24 protein-coding genes are annotated in these 22,735 nt (G+C 38.0%); 18 read left to right on the top strand and 6 right to left on the bottom strand.

Features of this window, described 5'->3' with window-relative positions:
* Positions 1-58: 58 nt before the first annotated feature.
* On the top strand, positions 59-574 hold the full coding sequence (locus PQ459_06495) for a shikimate kinase (protein WDF48127.1): 516 nt from the start codon (positions 59-61) through the stop codon (positions 572-574).
* On the opposite strand, the gene PQ459_06490 is transcribed toward PQ459_06495, so the two are convergent.
* Complete coding sequence (locus tag PQ459_06490) at positions 571-1,005, bottom strand: RNA-binding S4 domain-containing protein (protein WDF48126.1); 435 nt, start codon at positions 1,003-1,005, stop codon at positions 571-573. The two genes, PQ459_06495 and PQ459_06490, sit on opposite strands and share 4 nt — an antisense overlap.
* 59 nt (positions 1,006-1,064) lie before the next feature.
* Between PQ459_06490 and PQ459_06485 the strand changes: the two genes are divergently transcribed.
* On the top strand, positions 1,065-1,829 hold the full coding sequence (locus PQ459_06485) for a hypothetical protein (protein WDF48125.1): 765 nt from the start codon (positions 1,065-1,067) through the stop codon (positions 1,827-1,829).
* A 76-nt stretch (positions 1,830-1,905) separates the two neighbouring features.
* Here PQ459_06485 and mtaB read toward each other — a convergent pair whose 3' ends face one another.
* The 3 genes from mtaB to PQ459_06470 form a co-directional block, all read right to left on the bottom strand.
* Complete coding sequence (gene mtaB, locus PQ459_06480) at positions 1,906-3,264, bottom strand: tRNA (N(6)-L-threonylcarbamoyladenosine(37)-C(2))-methylthiotransferase MtaB (GenBank protein WDF48124.1); 1,359 nt, start codon at positions 3,262-3,264, stop codon at positions 1,906-1,908.
* A gap of 131 nt (positions 3,265-3,395) precedes the next feature.
* Positions 3,396-3,875, bottom strand: a complete 480-nt coding sequence (locus tag PQ459_06475; GenBank protein WDF48123.1) for a hypothetical protein — start codon at positions 3,873-3,875, stop codon at positions 3,396-3,398.
* Between the two features lie 27 nt (positions 3,876-3,902).
* Positions 3,903-4,226 (bottom strand): hypothetical protein, encoded by a 324-nt coding sequence (locus PQ459_06470; protein WDF48122.1) that lies wholly within the window; start codon positions 4,224-4,226, stop codon positions 3,903-3,905.
* 311 nt (positions 4,227-4,537) lie between these two features.
* Between PQ459_06470 and PQ459_06465 the strand changes: the two genes are divergently transcribed.
* The 5 genes from PQ459_06465 (at position 4,538) to PQ459_06445 (ending at position 10,247) form a co-directional block, all read left to right on the top strand.
* The gene (locus PQ459_06465) at positions 4,538-6,049 is read left to right on the top strand and encodes a trypsin-like peptidase domain-containing protein (GenBank protein ID WDF48121.1); all 1,512 of its coding nucleotides are present in this window, start codon (positions 4,538-4,540) and stop codon (positions 6,047-6,049) included.
* Between the two features lie 110 nt (positions 6,050-6,159).
* Positions 6,160-7,377 carry an MFS transporter gene (locus tag PQ459_06460; GenBank protein WDF48120.1) on the top strand — a complete coding sequence of 406 codons (1,218 nt, stop codon included), beginning with the start codon at positions 6,160-6,162 and terminating at the stop codon, positions 7,375-7,377.
* 424 nt (positions 7,378-7,801) lie between these two features.
* Complete coding sequence (locus PQ459_06455) at positions 7,802-9,340, top strand: sodium:solute symporter (protein WDF48119.1); 1,539 nt, start codon at positions 7,802-7,804, stop codon at positions 9,338-9,340.
* Positions 9,341-9,350: 10 nt separating this feature from the next.
* The gene (locus PQ459_06450; protein WDF48118.1) at positions 9,351-9,827 is read left to right on the top strand and encodes a hypothetical protein; all 477 of its coding nucleotides are present in this window, start codon (positions 9,351-9,353) and stop codon (positions 9,825-9,827) included.
* Positions 9,828-9,833: 6 nt separating this feature from the next.
* The gene (locus PQ459_06445) at positions 9,834-10,247 is read left to right on the top strand and encodes a DUF6157 family protein (protein ID WDF48117.1); all 414 of its coding nucleotides are present in this window, start codon (positions 9,834-9,836) and stop codon (positions 10,245-10,247) included.
* 13 nt (positions 10,248-10,260) lie between these two features.
* Here the strand turns inward: PQ459_06445 and PQ459_06440 are convergent, their stop codons facing one another.
* Entirely contained in the window at positions 10,261-11,109 is an 849-nt protein-coding gene (locus tag PQ459_06440; GenBank protein WDF48695.1) for an AraC family transcriptional regulator, read from the bottom strand.
* A 198-nt stretch (positions 11,110-11,307) separates the two neighbouring features.
* Between PQ459_06440 and PQ459_06435 the strand changes: the two genes are divergently transcribed.
* From PQ459_06435 to PQ459_06385, 11 genes are read left to right on the top strand one after another with little or no spacing between them, the layout of a single operon-like run.
* Complete coding sequence (locus PQ459_06435; GenBank protein ID WDF48116.1) at positions 11,308-12,651, top strand: amidohydrolase family protein; 1,344 nt, start codon at positions 11,308-11,310, stop codon at positions 12,649-12,651.
* Between the two features lie 6 nt (positions 12,652-12,657).
* The gene (locus tag PQ459_06430; protein ID WDF48115.1) at positions 12,658-13,770 is read left to right on the top strand and encodes an L-dopachrome tautomerase-related protein; all 1,113 of its coding nucleotides are present in this window, start codon (positions 12,658-12,660) and stop codon (positions 13,768-13,770) included.
* Positions 13,771-13,772: 2 nt separating this feature from the next.
* Complete coding sequence (locus PQ459_06425) at positions 13,773-14,756, top strand: aldo/keto reductase (protein ID WDF48114.1); 984 nt, start codon at positions 13,773-13,775, stop codon at positions 14,754-14,756.
* A 42-nt stretch (positions 14,757-14,798) separates the two neighbouring features.
* Positions 14,799-15,920 carry an aldo/keto reductase gene (locus PQ459_06420; GenBank protein WDF48113.1) on the top strand — a complete coding sequence of 374 codons (1,122 nt, stop codon included), beginning with the start codon at positions 14,799-14,801 and terminating at the stop codon, positions 15,918-15,920.
* A 3-nt stretch (positions 15,921-15,923) separates the two neighbouring features.
* The gene (locus PQ459_06415; GenBank protein ID WDF48112.1) at positions 15,924-16,214 is read left to right on the top strand and encodes a DUF3861 domain-containing protein; all 291 of its coding nucleotides are present in this window, start codon (positions 15,924-15,926) and stop codon (positions 16,212-16,214) included.
* Positions 16,215-16,228: 14 nt separating this feature from the next.
* On the top strand, positions 16,229-17,074 hold the full coding sequence (locus tag PQ459_06410) for an NAD(P)-dependent oxidoreductase (protein ID WDF48111.1): 846 nt from the start codon (positions 16,229-16,231) through the stop codon (positions 17,072-17,074).
* Positions 17,075-17,078: 4 nt separating this feature from the next.
* Positions 17,079-17,465, top strand: a complete 387-nt coding sequence (locus PQ459_06405) for a DoxX family membrane protein (GenBank protein ID WDF48110.1) — start codon at positions 17,079-17,081, stop codon at positions 17,463-17,465.
* Between the two features lie 17 nt (positions 17,466-17,482).
* Positions 17,483-18,475 (top strand): alpha/beta hydrolase, encoded by a 993-nt coding sequence (locus PQ459_06400; GenBank protein ID WDF48109.1) that lies wholly within the window; start codon positions 17,483-17,485, stop codon positions 18,473-18,475.
* Positions 18,476-18,487: 12 nt separating this feature from the next.
* Positions 18,488-19,432: an aldo/keto reductase gene (locus PQ459_06395; GenBank protein ID WDF48108.1), complete on the top strand. Its 945-nt coding sequence runs from the start codon at positions 18,488-18,490 to the stop codon at positions 19,430-19,432.
* Between the two features lie 3 nt (positions 19,433-19,435).
* Positions 19,436-20,629, top strand: coding sequence for an MFS transporter (locus PQ459_06390; protein ID WDF48107.1), 1,194 nt, complete (start codon positions 19,436-19,438; stop codon positions 20,627-20,629).
* Between the two features lie 2 nt (positions 20,630-20,631).
* The gene (locus PQ459_06385) at positions 20,632-21,375 is read left to right on the top strand and encodes a dienelactone hydrolase family protein (protein WDF48106.1); all 744 of its coding nucleotides are present in this window, start codon (positions 20,632-20,634) and stop codon (positions 21,373-21,375) included.
* 67 nt (positions 21,376-21,442) lie between these two features.
* Here the strand turns inward: PQ459_06385 and PQ459_06380 are convergent, their stop codons facing one another.
* Entirely contained in the window at positions 21,443-22,693 is a 1,251-nt protein-coding gene (locus tag PQ459_06380) for a CinA family nicotinamide mononucleotide deamidase-related protein (GenBank protein ID WDF48105.1), read from the bottom strand.
* Positions 22,694-22,735 lie beyond the last annotated feature (42 nt).

The following is a 22,735-nucleotide window of genomic DNA, read 5'->3' as shown; positions in this document are numbered from 1 at the left end:
AGATAGGCGTTTTTTTAAAATCTCAAAATTTTTTTCGAACTTTGTTTAAAATAAAATTATGATAATTTCTCTCTTAGGGTACATGGGCAGTGGTAAATCTCACATTTCCAAAAACTTGAGCCAAAAAATAAATTTTAAATTAATTGACCTCGATCAGAAAATTTCTGAAGAACATCAGCAAACGATTCCCGAAATCTTCGAAAAGAGAGGCGAAATCTATTTTCGAAAAGAAGAAAAACGGATTTTGGAAGAAATTTTGACCACTGAAGAAAACCTTGTCCTAAGTCTTGGAGGCGGAACACCTGTGTACTATGAAAACATGGAGATCATTAATGAAAAATCAAAAAGCTTTTTCCTAAGAGCATCTGTGAACACTCTTACTAAACGCGTCCTATTACAAAAAAACACACGACCGCTAATCGCAAAACTGGAAGATTCTGATGTCCCGGAGTTCATTGCAAAGCATCTCTTCGAGCGAAATCTCTACTATTCCAAAGCGCACTTCACAATAGATACCGATTCGAAAAATGCCGCAGAAGTATCTGAAGAGATCACAAAATTATTAGAAATCTAATCTTCGGTAACATCAATCTCTTTGAAAAAAGTATCCCAATCGTCATTTTCCGTATCATTTGGAGCACCATCGTCTACGTAATCATCCATATCTCTTCGGTCTTTTTTCGTAGGTCTTCCGATGCCTTTATGCCTGTAGTAATCTTGCGATTCTTTTCTCATCTTTAGGATTTCATATTGATCCTTTTCTGTCATATCAACAACATATAAAGCAACCAGCTTTGCTCCTACTCTACTTTTCGGAATGTCCAGAACTTTTATTTTGTAATCTATTTGGTTCTTTCTGATCTTGATGACATCGCCAGCTTTTACTTCTTTGGAAGCTTTTACTGGATTTTCGCCAATGATGACTCTGTTCTTTTTTATATCTTCTGTAGCGATTGTTCTTGTCTTATAAAATCTTACACTCCACAAATATTTATCTATTCTCATATTTTTTTATACTTTTGTCACGTTAAAAATTAATCGCAATTTAAGATTAAATAAAAAAAATGAAGAAAATACTTTTAGGAATTGCTCTTTCTGTAGTTGTACTGCAAGGATGCAAGAAGGATGATGATAATGATGAGGAAACATCCACCATTATAATTGCCGAGACAACAGATGAGCAAAACACTTGGGATGATACTTCTATCACCAAATTTTTGGATGAACACTACTTTGATGCGAAGGGAAATGTAGTTGCGTTCGATGATGCTATCGAAACCGACAATAATGAGAAAAAGCTTTCTGCATATGATGTTGTAAAACTAAATTCAGGAGTTGTTTATGTTAAACGTGAAGATTCTCTCCAACCAAATCCTGGAAAAACAATTAATACGGACGACGCTATCACCATAATGCAGAATACTACTGCTTATGTTGCTGCTAAAAACATTACCACAGGCAATATCAGCCTAACTTCGGGATTAATTTTCAGTAATACAATTACAGGTTCTGGAGTACCAATTTACGATCCTGCTTACTATTACGTTAAAAAAACGGTGGTGGATACTTACAACACAACAAATAGTACAAGCTATGACAAGTCATTTTATCAGATAGAAGGATTTATTGAAGGTTTAAAAAACTTTAAATCTTTTGATCTTACTGACGCTGCAGATTATAATCTTCAAGGTGTAATTATTGTTCCTTCAAGAGCTGCTTTTGCTAGGGATGTTCATTATCCTTACAACAATTCAAATTGGAATAATAGAACTTTTGTTTTTAATTTCCAGATTTATAATACCAAAACAAGAGCGGTAGCTGGAGATTAATTTTATAAAAAAATAAGCATAAAGAAAGCGGAGTATTTTAAAATATTCCGCTTTTTATTTTTATGATTTTAAACATCTAGATTTTCGCAAGAAAATCCTCAAACTGTTTTTCTTTACTAGAAACACTGCCGTCTTCTAAGATCTTATCGAGAATAATAGTTTCTGTTTGATTGATAGAATTCTCATCAAATGCTTTCGAAACTCTCACATAATTTTCTGTAAAGCCAAACATCAATCCATTTTTATTTTCGTGTTCCCAAAGAACGCTCAGTTTTCTTCCCAATTGACTTCTGTAGAATTCCATTTTCTTTTTTTCGGAAAGGATTCTCAGCATTTTGTTTCGGCGTTTTCTTTCTGGGATTGGAACTGCGCCTTGCATATTAGCCGCTTCCGTATTTTCTCTTTCGGAATAAGTGAAAACGTGAAGATAACTGATTGGCAAATCATTCAGGAAGTTATAAGTTTCCATAAATAATTCTTCCGTCTCGCCAGGAAATCCAACGATAACATCCACACCAATTGCCGCTTCCGGCATTACTTCACGAATTTTATTTACGCGGTTAAAATATAAATTCGTCAAATAACGACGCTTCATTTTTTTCAGCAATTCATCGCTTCCAGACTGAAGCGGAATATGGAAATGCGGCACAAAACTTCTGCTTTTGGAAACCAATTCGATGCTTTCGTCTTTCAGAAGATTTGGTTCGATGGAAGAAATTCTGATTCTTTCGATGCCTTCCACTTTATCCAATTCAGAAATTAAATCAAGAAAAGTATGTTCGTGTTTTTTGTTTCCAAATTCACCTTTTCCGTAATCACCGATATTGACGCCGGTCAAAACGATTTCTTTAATGTCTCTCGCCGCAATTTCTTTGGCATTCGCCACTACATTATCGATGGTGTCCGAACGTGAAATTCCTCTGGCTAAAGGAATCGTACAATAAGTACATTTGTAATCACAACCGTCTTGAACTTTCAAAAAAGCTCTCGTTCTGTCGCCGATTGAATAAGAACCCACAAAAAAATCAGCTTCATCAATCTCACAAGAATGAATCTCAGCACGACTTTCAGACTTTTCCAAATCATCCAGATAACTCAGAATATTGAATTTCTCCTTCGCTCCCAACACCAAATCTACGCCGGTAATTGAAGAGATTTCTTCCGGCTTCAACTGCGCGTAACAACCGATAATGGCAACCAATCCATCAGGATTCGCCTTCGCCGCACGTTTGACGTGAAGTTTACATTCCTTATCAGCGTTTTCGGTAACTGAGCAAGTATTGATGATATAAACTTTCGCCGGCTCATCAAAATTGACTTTTTGATAACCTGCATCTGTTAAAGTTCGGGCAATAGTGGACGTTTCTGCAAAATTAAGTTTGCAGCCAAGTGTGTGAAACGCAACGGTTTTCGGTTGAGAAATGACATTCGACATAAGTCTGCAAAGTTATTAATAAAATCCAAATCATTCCAAATGAAGAATTTCCCCAATTAAATTAGATAATCAGACAAAAAAATCCGAATCAATGACCCGGATTTTCTTTATATAATGAATGTTATTTTAACTTATTCAGTCGATTTTGGAACGCTAACGGCCAATTCATAAACTTTCGTATGCATCAGATATTTTGAACGTTCGCGGGAAGTAATATTTTCAATTTCACCCTTGAACAAGACAATCACCGCATCTTCTTTGATTTGCCAATCGGCATCTGAGAAGTATTTTTCATCGGGACTTTTGTCCGTGATTTCGGTTTGTCTCTCTTTTAATTTATCTGCAACTTCCTGAAAACCTTCATCCGATGAGTGGATGATTTTGTAATCTCGTCCAGCAAAAGCTTTGTAATATTTATTTTCAGCAATCAGATTTTGGGAATCATCTTCCACAGGATTGTCATTTCCGTCAAGGAAACCCACTTCTACTAATTTCCCATTTCGTTCGGTTGCGAACTGCCTTGCCTCACCTACCGATTTAAATCCTGTGTAGACGTTGCTGTTATCAAACTCGTATTTGTTTAGTCTTTCGACGATATTTTCCGTTTCCATAATTTATTCTTTTGTGATTAATTTTTATTAATGATGCCTAACCCCGCGCTTGTGATAGGTCACATTTCTGTTGTTCGGATTTTGGTCATTGAACTGAACATTTCTGGCGAGACGAGCATCAATTTTATTATTGGCATCGTCCAAATGTTTCGGTGTTTCGAAATGTAGTTTCTTTCCATTTTTGAAAATCTCGCCTTCCGCACTTCGGTACATTTCGTTTTTCAGATATTTGTTGCCGTCCGGCGCCATAAACTTGTTATTTTCCTTCTGCTTTCTCTTTCTTAATTGATTTAAAAGAATCAATGCGCCACCTGCAGCAAATCCCAACGCAACTTTTATCGTATTTTTCATATTAACTTATTTTAAAGTTTAAAAACAAAAGTTCTGCCAAAAGTGACAGCGACAACATTTTACATTGACATCATAATTTTGTTTTGATTAATTTCTCAACAAATTTTAACAATCGAGACAAAGAATCATCTAATTTCCAAATGAACCAATCGATGAATACTGCCAATTTGACTTAAAATAATTATAATTTTATTAAGGAATTTTTAAAATTGGTTAAACTTCGTTAAAACTGTAACACTAAGTTTTTAGTTCATACTAATTTAGCATTAAATTTGTCTAACAATAATCTCAAAAAAGAAATGAATATTAAGATGAAGAATACTTTCAAAAAACTAATGCCTTACGCATTGACCGGGGTTATTTCCGGTGCAACGGTTTTCGGGGCGAGTCACTACATCAGCTCAGAAAAAAATGGAGAAGATTTCTCATATTTCACGACAGCTTCTAACAAAGCATCCTTCGCAGGCATTGGTTCCGCGGTTGGTGATGATTTTGTAAAAGCTTCTAAAACTACGGTTCCAGCTGTAGTAACCATCAAAAATTATCAAGACCGTGCGGCTTCCCAAAGAATGCCGGAGACGGATATGTTCGATTTTTTCTTTGGTCCACAAGGTGGGAATCAACAGAGACAACAGCAGCCTCCTAAAAATATGCCTTCAGGATTGGGTTCTGGTGTAATTATTTCGCCAGACGGCTATATTATTTCCAATAATCACGTGGTTGCAGGTGCCAATAAATTGGAAGTGGTATTGAGTAACAAAAAAACTTACATCGCAACATTGATTGGAACTGACCCAAACACCGATATTTCACTTTTAAAAATTGAAGAAAAAGGTCTTCCTTATCTCAATTTTGCCAACTCTGATTTGACAGAAGTTGGACAATGGGTTCTAGCTGTCGGAAATCCGCTTGGACTTAATTCCACTGTAACAGCGGGAATTATCTCAGCGAAAGGGAGAAGCATTGATATTTTGAGTCAACAATCCAGAACACCGATTGAGAGTTTCATCCAAACGGATGCGGCAATCAACCCTGGAAACAGTGGTGGCGCATTGGTCAACGTGAACGGAGATTTGATTGGAATTAACACAGCGATTCAGTCAAAAACTGGATATTATGAAGGTTATGGATTTGCAGTGCCTTCGAACCTGGCGAGAAAAATCGTTGAGGATATCAAGAAATTTGGCTTGGTTCAGAGAGGTTTCTTGGGAGTTGGAAGTTTAGATTTGTCTAATGAAATGCAAGTGGCGGCTTACAACCAAAGAGAAAAGAAAAACCTAAAAGCCGGCGACGGAATCTACGTAACAGAAATCACCAAAAAAAGTGGTGCTGAAGATGCAGGAATTCAACCTGGTGATATCATCACAAAAATCGACAACACAGACATCTCCGGATTCTCTGACCTTTCTCTAGCAATTGGAAGCAGAAGACCTGGCGACAAAGTAGCGGTAACTTACACCAGAAACGGTAAAGTCAACAACGTGAATGTGACCCTGAAAGATTTGAAAGGCGGAACCTCATCCAGAAGCAAAGATGACCTGACAGTGACTGAAAAAATCGGCTCTGAGTTCGAGCCATTAAGCGAAAGGGTGAAAACAGATTACGGTCTGGAAAGTGGCGTTATCGCGAAAAATGTGACAGAAGGAAGCGAGATGGATAAGATTGGCGTCGTTGATAATTACATCGTAATGGAAATCAACGGAAAACCTGTTAACTCTCAGAAAGATGTTGAGAAAATCCTAAATGGTTACAAAGGAAACGTTCAGGTAAAATATGTGGACGCCTACGGAAGAATTACGACAAGAGGATTTAAATTACAATAAGACTAGAAGTTAGACTTTAGTAGTTAGACTAATTCTAAATCATAAATTTTGAAAGCCATTCTTTACGGATGGCTTTCTTTTTTGGGTAAATTTGCGGTTCGAAAATCAAAATGAAACTTTTCAATTCTTATATCAAAACCTTCAAAGGGCTTTCCAGGGAAGCTTGGATGTTGTCTATCGTAATGCTCATCAACCGTTCCGGCTCGATGGTTTTGCCATTTTTGGGTGTTTATATGACAGACCATTTGAAGTTCAGTTTGGAAAATGCGGGAATCGTTTTGAGTTTCTACGGGATTGGTTCTGTGCTCGGTTCTTACTTGGGCGGATTGTTGACGGACAAATTTGGTGAATATTACGTGCAATGTTGGAGTTTGTTTTTGAGTGCGCCGATATTTCTCATCATTCCATTTTTTCCGAGTATTGAGATGATGGCGTTTCTGATTTTCCTTCAAAGTACGATTAGCGATACATTTCGTCCGGCGAATTCTGTAGCGATTACGAAATATGCAAGACCTGAAAATCTGACGAAAGCTTTTTCATTGAACCGAATGGCCATCAATCTTGGATTCTCAATTGGACCGGCTTTGGGCGGAATTCTATCTGGGATTTCTTATAATTTTTTGTTTGTGGTAAATGCCATCGGCGCTGTGGTTGCAGGCATTATTTACGTTGTGTTTTTCAGAAAAAGAAACCAAATTTTTCGGGAGAAAAAGAGATTGGAACCTGAAAAAAAGGTTCAGAACATCGCGACGAAATCACCTTACAAAGATTTCCCGTTTTTGATTTACAGTATTTTGTGTGCAGTTTTTGCGGTTTGTTTTTTCCAATTTTTTAATACGATTCCATTGTTTTATAAAGATGTTGCGAAGTTGAGTCAAAGTACGATTGGGTTTGTTTTGGGCTATAGTGGATTTATCATTGTGTTATTGGAAATACCTTTGGTAAGTATTGCAGAACGGACTTTGAAGATTCCTCAAATTTTGTTCATTGGGATTGTAATGGCTGGATTATCGTATTTGATTTTGCTTTTGGGAAGTAATGTTGCGTTACTTTTGCTGTCAATGACGATATTGTCGGTGGCGGAGATTTGGGTGCTTCCGTTTATGTCCACCGTGACGGCATTGCGCGCTGAGCGGGGAAACAAAGGTGCGTATATGGGACTGAATGGTATTGCATTTTCCTTCTCATTTATCTTCACGCCGTTTTTGGGAACTTATGTGGTGAGTCAATTTGGGTTTGACAGTTTGTGGATTGGGTCGTTTGGTGTGTTGGCGTTGTCGGCGGTTTTGATTTATATTGTGGTGAAGAAGATGATTCCGACGCGGTAGTTGAATATTATTTACAGGTGCAAGAAAATAGTTTGCAGGAGCAAGAATATAATTTATCGTAGCACAAATATTGTTTCCGGATTCAAGAATATAACTTCCAGACGCAAGAATATACTTTCCGGATGCAAGAATATTGTTTCCGGATGTTAAAATATAGCTTCCGGATGCAAGAATATAACTTACGGATGCAAAAATATTTTTAAAGCTCTCTATACATAGGACAAATCGTGGTTTTATGTTGAATCTGCAACCCGACTTGAGTGGAGCTCTTTTTGTCATTGCGATTGTAGAATGGTTCTATTGATTGAGTCACGTCGTTCGCAATGACAAAAAAGCGGGAACGGAAGGCGGATAAGTTGCCCAAATAATTATTTTCGAACCAATGCGATAAAAAAACTATTTTTGTTCCACTCAAATTTGAACAATGAATCCGGGAACTGTTTTATTATTATTCGTATTCGCCTATTTTATTGGGCTTTTGGTAATCTCCTATTTTACAAGTCGCAACTCCGACAACCAGTCTTTTTTCATCGGAAACAAGAAAAGTAAATGGTGGCTGGTGGCGTTTGGAATGATTGGGACGTCGCTTTCGGGCGTGACGTTTATCTCCGTTCCGGGGACGGTTGGGAAGATGACGGCGGGCGATTATGCGTTTGGCGGTTTCGAATATTATATGATGGTGATTGGGTTTTTCATCGGTTATTTCATCGTGGCTGGCGTTCTGCTTCCGCTGTATTACCGGATGAATCTGACTTCGATTTATACTTATCTAGGGCGACGATTCAATGTGGAGGCGCATAAAATCGGGTCTTTGTTTTTCATTATTTCGAGAGCGATTGGGGCGACGGCAAGATTGTATTTGGTGGTGAATATTCTTCAAATATTTTTGCTTGAGAATCTGGGCGTTCCGTTTTGGGTAACGGCTTTTGTGTTGCTTTTGATGATTTTGCTTTACACGTTTGAAGGTGGCGTGAAGACGATTGTGATTACGGATACGTTGCAGACATCGTTTATGATTTTGAGTTTGATTGCGTGCATCGTTTATATTTTATCGAATCTGAATTTGTCGTTTGGAGAGGCCTACTCCATTTTGGAGCAAAAGCAGTACACGCATTTCATTAATACTGACATTAATTCAAAGACTTTTTTCCTGAAAACGATTCTCGGCGGGATGTTCATCACGATTGCGATGACGGGTCTTGACCAGGAAATGATGCAGAAAAACATCTCGGTGGACAACCTGAAAAACTCGAAAAAGAATATGCTGACGTTTGCCGGAACTTTGCTCTTTGTGAATCTCGCATTCTTATTTTTGGGTGGTTTGCTTTATCTTTTTGCGATACAAAATGGAGCAGTTTATGGCGATGGCGTTTTCGGTTTCAAGGGTGCCGATGGACAAATCAGCAATATAATGGGCGACGACCTTTTCCCAGCTTTGTCACTTGGACATTTTCCGATGGCGCTGGCTGTGATTTTCATCATCGGTTTGATTTCCGCTTTGTTTCCGTCTGCTGATGGGGCTTTGACGGCGGTGACGAGTTCTTACTGCGTTGACCTTTTGGGTTTGAACGAAGACCAGCAAAAAACCGAGAAGCAAAAGAAAAGACTGAGAATGAAAGTTCATTTGACGTTTACGGTCATATTTTTTGCGTTGATAATGGTTTTCAAAGCCATCAATGAGAAGTCGATTGTTTACCTGATAATGGAAATCGCAGGTTACACATACGGGCCACTTTTAGGACTGTTTGCTTTTGGGATTTTGACGAAATTCACGATTGTGAAAAAGTATTCGATATTGGCGGTAACGCTACTTGCGCCGGTTTTGACTTATTTGATTAATCTTTATGTGACAAATAATACGGATTACAGAATTGGGGTGGAACTGATTATTTTGAATGGGTTTTTGACGTTTGTTGGGTTGTGGTTGGTGAGGTCGAAGAGAGAAACTTTAATTGTAGAATAATTAAAGAGATATGCAACTAAGGATATTATTATTTTTAATACTGATTTGTAATTTTCATTTTGCTTTTAGCCAAGATTTAAATGCACAGAAATCTGCATTAGAAAAAGTATTTACGAAAAGTATTCATCAGCCAAGAAAATCAAAAATCAGTATTGGTGAAAATTCCTGGAAACTGTGTATCGAAACAACTAGCAATGAAATTTTTTTGTATGAAACAAAATTTGAAAAATTTAGCGATTGTTGTCAATATATTAATTGGACTTTTTACAAGAAAAACAAATTTATTAAAAACATTTCAAATCTTTGTTCAGAGCCGCCTCTTTCAACAGTAACAACAGGAGATGACTGGTATACAATTGGATATACAATTGAATCCAATAATTTGATTCTAAATATCATTAGTAAAAACAATACAGAAAAATTTGTTGTTGAAGAAATTTTGAAAAGAACAGATGGTTTGCATATTATTAGACTTTTGAAATTATAAAAGTAAATGAAAACCCACACCACCAATTACACCAACACCTTAATAGAAATCGCGGAAGATTCTCCGGTTTCCAAAGCAGTGATTCCGGTGGTGAAGAATGAGAAGAAAACGATTGCCAATTATCAATTCGAAAAGCTTTCGAAACAACCTTTGAAATATACTTCCGACGAATTGTTATTTGAAATCTTTGCGGAACGAAATGATGTTTCGCCTTCAGAAATTGAAGAAGAAAAACAGAAATTCTTTTCCAAAGGTCAACCTTGTTTGCGAACGTCACCTTTGGCTAAGAAAAATGGATTCGGGATTTTTCACAATGAAGATTCCAAAGTCCAATTGATTCCAGCTGAATCTGATGATTATCAAAAAATGTTGGCTGATGATTCTGTCAAAAAAGTAAAGGCGATGAAGTCAAAAAAGTGATTTCACCATTTATCTACGCTAAACTCCGACTCTTATTTTTGTACGAACCCAGCGTTTTGCTTTTCTTATTTTTGAAATAATGCGACAAGTGGCTTTCGTCCGTAAAACCAAACTCATAAGCGATTTGTTTGATGGTATTTTGTCCCGATTCCATTCGTCTTTCTATCAAAGTCATCCGATAATCATTGACATAATCGCGATAAGAAACTTCGAAATTCCGTTTGAAGTAAGCACTGAAATAAGTCGGTGAAATATTGAAATGATAGGCGATATTTTTGATTCGAATCGTCTCCGGCTGGTAGATATTCTGATGGATATACGAAATCACATCTTCCTTATTCTGAAGTCCAACGTCCAATCTGATGTCCATTTTTGAGGTCGCTTCTTTTATCAATCCGAAAATTGAAAGGATTTGATAAAATACAATCGGCGATGTGGAAACATCTTTTCTGCAATTGTAGGACAAAATATTCTCAATCGTCTTTTTCAGAATCGTCTTGCAGGGTTCGGTGAAGATGAGTTTTTTCTCTTTCAGGATTTGCTTTCGCATCACGTTTTCCGGAGAATTCATCGCGAAAGAATCTGGCGAAAGGTGTTTGTTCCCTTTGAAATAATCATCGGTGAACTTAATGAAAATCAATCTTGAATATTTATTGTACTCAAAATAATGCTGGTCATCGGGCGAAATCAGAAATAGGTCGCCACATTTGTAAGGCAGAATAATGTTGTTGATGTGATGATTGCCATTTCCCTTCAAAACATAAATCATTTCATAATAAGTATGGCTGTGCGATGGATGACCAAACTCCTCACCTTCCAAATCACCTATCACCAAAGACTCAAACTGCAGTTTTTTCACAATATTAAATTAATTTTAAATTTGTTATGATAGGATAAATCTACAATTATTTAAATTAATTCTACAAGCTAAAATTTTTATTTTTTTTCAACATTTGTAATGCAATTGCGGGGCATAATAATTGTTCCCTCGATAATATTCATTTTTCAGAAACCTTTTTTAGTTCTTAAAATATTCTGAAACATCAAAAATTTTAACATTATGAAATATTGGAAAATAATTACCGCTTTATCTTTTTTCATCATTAATTTTTCTTTCGGGCAAAATAGTTTAATCTTAGAAAACGTCCGGCTCATCGATGGAAACGGCGGAACTCCAATAGAAAGCACGAGTATTCTCATTAAGAATGATAAAATTTCCAAAATCGGAAAAACCATTTTTGACAAAACCGAAAAACGGATTAATCTAAAGGGCAAAACAATTATTCCAGCTTTGATTTCTGCCCATTCCCACGTTGGAACTTTGAAGGGAAAAACCACAGTTCCAGAAAATTATACCGAAGAAAACATCCTTTCGCAACTTAAAAAATATCAAGATTACGGCGTTCTCAATGTAATGTCGATGGGAACCGACCGGCCTTTGTTGTTTGAAAGCGGACTGAGGGAAAAGTCTGCGAAAGGCGAAATTGATGGCGCAAGAATACATTCTGCAGGTTATGGATTTGGCGTGACCGACGGCGCTCCACCACTCGATTTTGCAATGGATAAAGTGTTCAGACCAAGTTCTGTGAATAAAATTCCGGCTCAGATGGACAGTTTAAAAAACATCAATGCAGAATTGGTGAAAATCTGGGTCGATGATTTTAATGGAAAATTCAAGAAAAAAATTAGTCCTGAGATTTACAAAGCCATTATCACGGAAGCTCACAAAAGAAATCTGAGAGTTGCTGCGCACGTTTATTATCTCTCGGATTTGAAACAACTGGTTGAAAACGGCATCGATGTCATCGGCCACAGCGTACGAAGCGAAGTGATTGATGATGCGACGTTAGCGAAAATGAAAGCGCAAAATATCATTTACATCCCTACTCTTTCGCTTGACGAATACGCTTACGTGTACGCCAAAAAACCGGAATGGGTCGATAATCAATTCTTCAAAAAATCACTAGAACCAGGCGTTTACGAAATGATAACTTCTGAGAAATATCAAAATGAAATAAAAAATTCTCCCAACTATAATTTGAATATCAAAGCTTTTGAAACCGCTAAACAGAATCTGAAAAAAGTTTATGATTTCGGAATTCTTGTTGCGATGGGAACTGACAGCGGTGCAATGCCTTTGCGAGCTCAGGGATTTTCGGAACATTTGGAATTACAGTTGATGACGGAATCTGGATTGACGCCAATTCAGGCCATCACAGTTGCTACCAAAAATTCAGCTAAAGCTTTGAAGATTGATAAAGATTTTGGAACGATTGAAGTTGGGAAAACGGCTGATTTTATTATTTTAAATTCAAATCCTACAGAAAATATTAAGAATACAAGAGATATTTTTTCAGTTTACAAAGCGGGGAAGGAAGTGAGCAAAGGACCATTAGAAAAATAAATGAAGATGAAGAAGTTATTATTAAGTTTATGTCTCGGCGGAATTTCATTGATGACCAATGCACAATCCAATTACGAAATTGTTACAAAAATTTCAGCACCAAATCCTGACCCATCGGGTATTGCAGTAAGTTCCAAAGACCGCGTTTTCTTAGGATTTCCACGCCACGCAGATGACCACAAGGAATTTGCTTTGGCAGAACTGGTCAACGGAAATCTGATTCCGTTTCCTAATAAAGAATATGTTTATCCGAGCGACAAACCTTACAAAGACAAACTGGTTTCTCCTCACGGGATTTACATTGATAAAAATGATGTCCTTTGGGTTTTGGACGACGGGAAACGTTCAGGAATCAAGGAAATTCCGGAAGGTGCAGCGAAAGTGGTTGGCATTGATATTAATTCAAAGAAAATCCTTCACACCATTATTATCCCCAAACCAATTCTGTCGGATGATTCGCATTACAATGATTTGAGAATCGACCTTTCACACGGAAAAAAAGGAACAGTTTACATTGCCAATTCAGGGTTCGGAGAACGTTTTTCTTTGGTTGTTTTGGATATTGATTCCGGGAAAGCAGAGGAAGTTTTACTCAACCATTATTCCACTTCGCCAGAACCTGGTTTTATGGGATTTCTGGAAGGAAAACCACTCAAATATGATTTCAAAAAACAAAAATTTCCCCTTGGAGGCGCAGATGGAATCGCCATTAGCCCGGACGAAAAAACTTTGTATTGGACAGCCATTTCAGGGAGAAAACTGTTCAGCATTTCCACAGATATTTTAAGCAACTTTAATTCAACAGAAAAACAAGTTGAAGACGCCGTCAAACTCGAAGGCGAAAGACCGGCTTGTGATGGTCTGGCAGAAGATGAAAAGGGAAATATTTACTTCGGAGCCTTCGAACAGCAATCAATCGTTAAAAGAAACAAAGACGGCGAATTTACCCTTTTGTCACACGACCAAGATAACTTCGTCTGGCCGGATGGTTTGGCTTACAGAAACGGCTACGTCTACGTCACACTCGGGCAATGGAACAGACTTCCAAGTTTCAATGATGGGAAAGACCTGAGAAAACCACCTTATTTAGTAGTAAAAATCAAAACAGATAAAAATTAAAAATGGAATATAGAAAATTAGGACACAGCGATTTAGAAGTTTCAGCAATCACTTTCGGAGCGTGGGCTGCCGGCGGTTGGATGTGGGGAAGTACGGACAGAAATGAAGCCATCGAGGCCATCAGAGCTTCTTATGATGTCGGCGTAACTTCTATTGACACTGCGCCCATCTACGGACAAGGAACGAGCGAAGAAATTGTGGGCGAAGCGATTAAAGATATTGCTCGAGACAAGGTTCAAATCCTTACAAAGTTTGGAATGCGTTGGGATTTGGACAAGGGAACGTTGGCAATGAACAGCAAAAATAACGACGGAAATGATATCGACATTTACAAATACGCCGGAAAAGAAAGCATCATTTACGAATGTGAGCAAAGTTTGAAGAGATTGGGAACAGATTACATCGACCTTTATCAAATCCATTGGCCGGACACTACGACGCCAATTGATGAAACATTTGAAGCGGTTTCAAGATTGATTGAACAAGGAAAAGTCCGTTTTGCTGGCGTTTGTAATTATGACGCAAAACAAATGGTCGAGGCTGAGAAAACGTTGAAATTGGTTTCAAATCAGATTCCATTCAGTATGGTCAATCGTGGTATTGAGGACGAAACCGTTCCTTACTGCATCGAAAACAACAAATCCATTTTGGCTTACAGTCCTTTGGAAAGAGGATTGTTGACGGGAAAAATTACTTCAGATTACAAATTCCAAGAGGGCGACCACAGAGCAGGTCATCCTCATTTTCAACCAGATTTTATCAAGAAGACCAACGAACTTCTCGACAAAATCAAACCGATTGCCGACGAGCATAATGCAACGCTTGGACAATTGGTTCTTCGTTGGACGATTGAAAGACCTGGAATTACGATTGCATTGGCTGGCGCAAGAAATGCAGAACAAGCCGTTCAAAATGCAAAAGCGATGGACATTAATCTTACAAAAGAAGAATTACAGACCATCGATGAACTTGTCAATGCTTTTTAAGCTTTAAAATAAAATAAAATCACCAATCACAAAATATAAAAAATGGAAAGACGAACATTTATTAAAAACAGCGGACTGGCTGCTGCAGGATTAATGGCTTCATCTGCCATTCCCACATTTGCATCACAATTACTAAAAGGAAACATTATGGAACAGTTTGACAATTCAAATCAGCATAAAAGATTCAGACCCAAAAACAAATCCGGTTTCGGCGGAGTCGCTTTGGGAAATGGTTTCAACATCAATCCGGATATTGAATGTTTACAATCTATAGAAGCCGCCTGGAATGCGGGAGTTCGTTATTTTGACACATCGCCGTGGTACGGTTTGGGACTCAGCGAGCACCGAATGGGACTGTTTTTGAAAGATAAAAAGCGCGATGAATTCACAATTTCCACCAAAATGGGAAGAATCCTGAAACCTCACGATGATTTCAAATTGGATGGACTTTGGAAAGGAAAACTTAATTTTTCTTACGACTATGATTACTCAGCCGCTGGCGCGAGAAAAAGTGTTGAAGACAGTTTACAGCGTTTAGGCGTTGCTTCATTGGACGTTGTTTTCATCCACGACCTTTCTCCTGACAACAAAGATATGAAAGGCGATTGGGTCAAATATTTTGATATTGCCGCGAAAGGCGCAATGCCGGAACTTATCAAAATGCGTGAGGAAGGTCTGATAAAAGGTTGGGGATTTGGTGTCAACACCATCGAGCCGATTTTGAAGGCCATCGAAGTTTCGGACCCTGATATTTTCCTTTCTGCCTGTCAGTATTCGCTAATTCATCATTCCGATGACCTCAACAAAGTTTTCCCGAAAGCGGCCGAAAAAGACATTTCGATTGTTGTCGGCGCTCCGCTGTGTGCTGGTTTTCTTTCTGGTAAGGACAGATATTTGTACAACGGCGATTTCCCGAATGGTGTGAAAGACAAATTAGCAGCTTTGAAAAGGGTTACTGACAATCACAAAGTAGATTTGAGAACGGCGGCACTTCAATTTGCAGCAGCGCCGGAAGTGGTTTCGGGTGTGATTCCTGGTGCACATACGGTGAAGCAGGCTGAGGAAAATGCGGCCTCATTCAAAGCGAAAATTCCGGCTGATTTCTGGGCAGAACTGAAGAAAGAAAAATTAATCGAAGCCAATGCGCCAGTTCCAAAATCTTAATTAATGGAAAAAAGAAACAATACTTATCAATTAGATTTAAAGGAACTTAAACTGAAAGAAGGTTCTGAAGGCACAAAAAGTGTAAGTCTTGAATTTGATAACCACGATGATATTTTCAACATTTTTGAGGTCATTAAATCCAAGAAAATTTTTGATGATGAAAATACGGCAACCGAATTCGCTTTAGGTTTAAAACTATTTACCGAAGTGATGCTGAAGAACAAACAACATCCATTATTTGAGGAATTAAGACCGGCGATAATGGAATTTATGAAAAAGTTAAAAAGTCAGTAATTAGTATTAAAACAATGAGTTCAGAAAAAATAGGATTTATAGGTCTTGGAAATATGGGCCATCCGATGGCAAAGAATCTCGAGAAAGCTGGATTTGATTTATCCGTTTTCAACAGAACCATCGAAAAAGCAGAAGACTTCAAAGACCAATCAAACATTGCTGAAAGTATCAGCGAACTGGTTGAAAACAGCGACATCATCTTCACCATTCTTACAAATGATAATGCGGTAAAAGCAGTTTATGAAGAGATTTTATCGCTTGATATTACGGGAAAATTATTCATTGATATGAGTACCATTTCGCCGGAAGTATCCAGTGAAATTGCAAAAGCTTTAAAAATAAAAGAAGCTTCTCTTCTGGACGCGCCGGTTGCCGGTAGCACAAAACCAGCAACAGACGGAACATTGATTATAATGGTCGGTGGCGATGAAAAAGATGTGAAACGTGCTGAGCCTTATTTGCAAAAATTAGGAAAAAGCATCAAACATTTGGGAGAAAATGGAAAAGGCTTGGCGGCGAAACTATCGGTCAATTACTTTATAGCTACCATTTATCAAGGTTTGGCAGAGACGGTTTTGTTTTCAGAGTCTCAGGGAATCAATCGTTCGGATATGCTCGACATCATTAATGAAAGTGCGAGCGGAAGTGGCGCTACGAAGGTGAAAACGCCTCTGTTGACGGAAGAAAACTATGCACCGACATTTGCTTTGGATTTGATGTTGAAAGATATTTTGCTAGCGGAAGATGCAGGCGCCGATTTTCCTTTAACAAAGACTTTGATAGAAACTTATCAATCAGCCAATGACGCAGGTTTTGGGAAAGATGACGTGATTGGAATTATCAATTATCTGAAAAAATAAACCGATGAAAGACTTCAAAACCACCTATTTCTTTTTACGATTGCCCATCGCGCTTTCCATTTTTGGTCACGGCTTAGTAAGATTGCCAAAGTTGCAAATCTTCACGGAAGGAATGGTAAAATCGATGGAGAAATCAGCAATTCCTGAGAGTTTGCTGACGCCTTTTGGGTACTTGATTCCGATTGCAGAATTTCTGATTGGATTGGTTTTATTAATTGGCTATCAAACCAAATACGCCATTTATGCTGGCTTGGCGTTGATGGGACTTTTAGTTTTGGGAAGTGCTTCTGTGGAAAATTGGAGCGCGATTGAAGCGCAATTGGTACATTCGATTTATTTGGGTGGATTGCTTTGGTATTGGGAACGATATCGACCAGCTTCAACTCATTAATCAACAAAAATTAAATTATGAAATTAATAAAAATAATAGCATTTCTGATTTTATCAATCAATTTATCCGCTCAGGCAAATCGGCCGGTTTTGGATATAATGTTGACGAATTATGAATATCCATACAAAGTCAGTTTTCTGAATTTCAAAAGCCAAAATCAGGATTTGAAAATGGCTTATATGGACATCAAACCAAATAAAGCGAATGGAAAAACCGTCCTTCTGCTTCACGGCAAGAACTTCAATGGTGCGTATTGGAAAACTACGATTGACGCTTTGACAAAAGAAGGATTTCGAGTAATCGTTCCAGACCAGATTGGTTTCGGTAAATCATCAAAACCAACTGATTATCAATTCACTTTTCAGCAATTGGCTCAGAATACGAAAGCTATTTTGGATGAATTAAAAATCGATAAAATTTATCTTCTCGGACATTCGATGGGCGGAATGGTGGCGACAAGATTTTCATTAATGTACCCAGAAACCGTTGAGAAATTAATCCTCGAAAATCCAATAGGACTGGAAGATTGGAAATTGGTGGCGCCTTACACTTCCATCGATAAAAATTACGAAACCGAACTGAAAGCAGACTACGAATCGACGAAAAAATATCAAAACGGATTCTATTACGACAACAAATGGAAACCGGAATATGACGAATGGGTTTATCTTTTGACAGGCTGGACAAAAGCGCCAGATTATCCTAAAGTGGCTTTAGTCAACGCAAAAACTTCGGATATGATTTTCACGCAACCCGTGGTCTATGAATTTCAAAATTTGAATGTTCCAACTTTATTAATTATCGGAACGCGAGACAGAACGGCGATTGGAAAAAATAATGTGAAAGACCCAAAAATAGCTGAAACGATGGGACGATACGACCTATTGGGAAAAACTACTCAACAAAAAATAAAAGGTTCGAAACTGGTGGAAATCGACAACGTTGGACATTTGCCACACATCGAGGTTTTTGACCAATTCATCAAACCTGTAAAGGAATTTTTAAAATAATAAATTATCAAAATGAAAAAAGTAAATATTAAAAATACAGACTTAGAAATCGCTCCAATTAACTTTGGAGGAAATGTTTTTGGATGGACTTTGGACGAGAAAGAATCATTCAATATCCTGAATAAATTTGACGAAGGAGGATTTAATTTCATCGATACAGCGGACACTTATTCCTGGTGGGTGAACGGAAAAGGCGGACAATCCGAGGAAATCATCGGAAAATGGATGAAGGAAAAAAAGAACCGACAAGACATCGTTCTCGCTACAAAAGTAGGTTCCGAAACCAAAGAACACGGCTTTGACATCAGCAAAAAACACATCCTGAAATCTGTGGATGAATCTCTGAAACGTCTTGGGACAGACCACATCGATTTGTATTACACGCATTTTGACGACAAAGTAACGCCGGTTGAAGAAACGCTTTCTGCATATGACAAAATCATCAAAGCTGGAAAAGTAAGATATATCGGCGCTTCGAATATTTCGCCAGAAAGATTGATTGAATCTTTTGAAGTTGCTGAGAAAAATAATTTGCCAAAATATGTTGCACTTCAACCTCATTACAATTTGGTGGAAAGAGAAAAATTCGAAACGGAATACGCATCATTGGTTGAAAAATACGGATTGAGCGCTTTCCCATATTGGTCTTTGGCCGCAGGATTCTTAACCGGAAAATACAGGACCGAAGAAGATTTTGAGAAAACAACCCGAGGCGCCGGCATCAAGAAATATTTTGATGATAAAGGAAAAGCAGTTTTAAGTGCATTGGATAAAGTTTCCGAAAAACATCAAGCTCAACCTGCAACAGTTGCATTGGCTTGGTTGTTGGCAAATCCGCTAGTCACTGCTCCAATCGTAAGTGCGACGAGCGAAAGACAATTACAAACCATTTTCGATGCACCAAAATTGAGTTTAGATTCTGAAGATTTGGAAATCCTTAACCAAGCTTCGAAATAAGCGATGTCAGAGGTAAAATCACAACTGAGCAAAGGTCAGGTTCTTGGAATGGCTGTCGTCGCAGGAATTAGCGTTTCGAACATTTATTTTGCACAGCCAATTCTACATCAAATCGCCGAAAGTTTCCGCGTTCCGGAAAGCAAAATGGGAATTATGGTCGGACTCGGACAAGTCGGTTATGGCGCTGGACTTTTGACATTGGTTCCGTTGGGCGATAAAGTTGATAGGAAAAAATTAATACTGACTTTACTGGGAACTTTATTCTTTGTTTTGATTGCAATCGGGTTGGTTTCCAATTATTACTTCATCTTTTTATTCAGTTTATTGTTGGGATTGACGGCGGTTGCGGCTCAGGTTATTTTGCCAATGGCGGCGGAATTATCAGGCAACGAAAAAGGGAAAAATGTCGGAATAATATTCACCGGAATTCTTGTCGGGATATTGATGGCAAGGGTTTTCAGCGGTTATATTTCTGAATGGAGCAGTTGGAAAATGGTGTATTATCTTTCTGCTGGATTCACGATTTTCTCTTTGGCTTTTGTCTATTTCAAATTGCCAAGTGTAAAACCAACGTTCAAAGAATCTTATTTTAAATTGATTTCGTCGTCGTTTTATCAATTAAAACGATTTCCACAATTGCGGTTTATGGCCTTGCTTGGCGGAATTGCATTTGCGGTGTTTTGTTCGTTTTGGACAACTTTGACATTTTTGTTGGTTGAAAAACCTTACAATTACAGTTCAGACACGATTGGACTTTTCGGAATGTTGGGAATTGCCGGTGCCTTGGTTGCGCCATTGATTGGAAAAGCTTCTGACAAAGGCGATTCCAGATACACACAATTGATTGCAAGTGTTATCTTGTTAGTTGGTTCGGTCGTGATTTTTCTGTTTCCGAGTTATTTGATTTCAATTATTATCGCCGTGATTTTCATTGATGTTGGCGTCCAGTCCATTCAAGTCACGAATGTTGCATTGATTTATCGTTTAGATGAAAAAGCGAACAGCCGAATCAACACGATTTATATGACTTCCTACTTTGTTGGTGGCGCTTTGGGAACTTTCATTGGGCTCAAATGTTGGGAACTTGGTGCTTGGCATTATGTTGGAATTCAGCTCGTGGTATTCAGTTTAGTTGTACTTTTAATGAATCTAATGAACGTCGTCAAACGGAAGAAAATTAATCAAACAAAATCTTAAATATGAAACTCTCACTCACATTATTCGCTGTGTTCCTCGGAATGCAACTCACATTAGCACAAAAATTAAAATCCGTCGCTTATCAAGACGACACTCAAAAATTGAATGGTTTAGTCACTTCCAACGCAGGAAAAAAACTTCCCGGCGTTTTGATTCTGCCAGCTTGGAAAGGCATTGACGATGAAGCTAAAAATTCTGCCATAGAATTGGAAAAGCAAGGTTACATCGCTTTCATCGCTGATATTTATGGCGAAGGAAATATCCCGACCGACAATGCTTCGGCTTCAAAGATTGCGGGAACTTACAAGCAAGATTACAAAGCGTATCAAAAAAGAATTGCTCTGGCTTTGGAAGAATTGAAAAAACAAGGTGCAAACCCAGATAAAATTGCGGTTATCGGTTATTGTTTCGGTGGAACGGGCGCATTGGAAACGGCGAGAGCGCAAATGCCTGTTGCTGGCGTCATCTCTATTCACGGCGGATTGGCGAAAGGAAATGATAGACTGAATGTTCCCATTAAAACTAAAGTTCTCGTAGAACATCCAGCCGACGACGAAAGCGTAAAACCCGAAGATATGACCAATCTGATTGCGGAATTGAAAGCCGGAAAAACGGATTTTCAAATCATCACTTATGCCAATTCCAAACATACTTTCACAAGTCCGGAATCTTTAGATTACAACGAAGTAATGGCGAAACGCGCGTGGAATCACACTTTGACTTTCCTTAAAGAAATTTTGAAATAGATAGAAAGAAGTTAGACTTTAGATATTAGAAGTTAGAAAGAAAGACAGCCATTACAGCTGTCTTTTTTTATTTTTTGATGAGCAATGAAACAATATCCTGCACCACTTTCTGAGAAACGAAATTCATAAAATCAATCCTTTCCAGATGTGGCAAAAATAATTTTGAGGTTACTTCTTCATCGCCAATTCTAATTGTATAATAAACTGTTCCCACATCTTTCCCATCCTCGCCTTTTCCAGGACCAGCAACGCCTGTTGTAGAAACAGCAATATCCGTTTTGAATAATTCCTGACAACCCTTCGTCATTTCGGAAGCAACCTGCTCACTCACGACGGTGAATTCCTCGACTGTTTTTGGATTGACATTCAGAATATCAACTTTTTTCTCTGTCGCGTAACTCACAATTCCACCAATAAAATATTTCGAACTTCCTGTGATTGATGTGATTAATCTTGACAATTCTCCGCCTGTGCAACTTTCCGAAACCGAGATGGTCAACTTTCTGTCATTCAGCAATTCGCCTAGGATTTTCTCGATTTTATCTTCGTGTGTAGCGATGATATTTTCACCGATGATTGGTACTAATTTCTGGATTTCAGTTTCAAGTTCCTGATTTAATAATTCCTGAGAACTTCCGGAAGCGGTCAATCTTAATTTCACTCGTGTTCCGATTGGCAAATAAGACAACGCAATATGTTTCGGCAAAGCCAATTCCCAACTTTCAATATTTTCTGACAAAATACTTTCTGGAACATCTACTACGGAAACGATTCTCGTCACGATATGTTCTAATGATAATTTTTCTTTCAAAAATGGAATTATTTGGTCTTTCACCACAGGTTTCACCTCGTAAGGGACGCCCGGCAAACTGAAACAAAACGTTCCATTTTTTTCCATAACCATACAAGGTGCAGTCCCGAAATAGTTCAGAAAAACCTCAGCTTTTGATAAGACAATTGATTGCTCCTTATTGTGTTCCAAAATCCAAAGTCGGTTTCGCTTTTCGAGATAAGCACGCAAATGTTCGTAGACTTTATCAGAAAAAACCAACTCGTCTTCAAAGAATTCAGCGTACGCTTTCTTGGTAATATCATCTTTCGTAGGACCCAATCCGCCAGTCGTGAAAACCACATCTGCCATCTCAAATGCTTTTGCAAGTGTAGAAACAATCGCACTTTCATCATCTGGAATTGTGAAGATGGAAGTCACTTTCACACCAATTTCTTTGAGTTGTGTGGCAATGAAATTGGAATTGGTATCAACGGTATTTCCAGAGAGAATCTCGTCTCCGATGGTAATCAGAACAGCTGTTTTCATAAGAACAAATTTCGGGAATTTTTCCGTCTCAAATCAATTTAT

This window comes from Chryseobacterium sp. KACC 21268 (assembly GCA_028736075.1).
Taxonomy (GTDB): Bacteria; Bacteroidota; Bacteroidia; order Flavobacteriales; family Weeksellaceae; genus Epilithonimonas.
The sequence above is the reverse complement of the archived record's forward strand: the minus strand, read 5'-3'. Positions and strand labels throughout refer to the sequence as shown.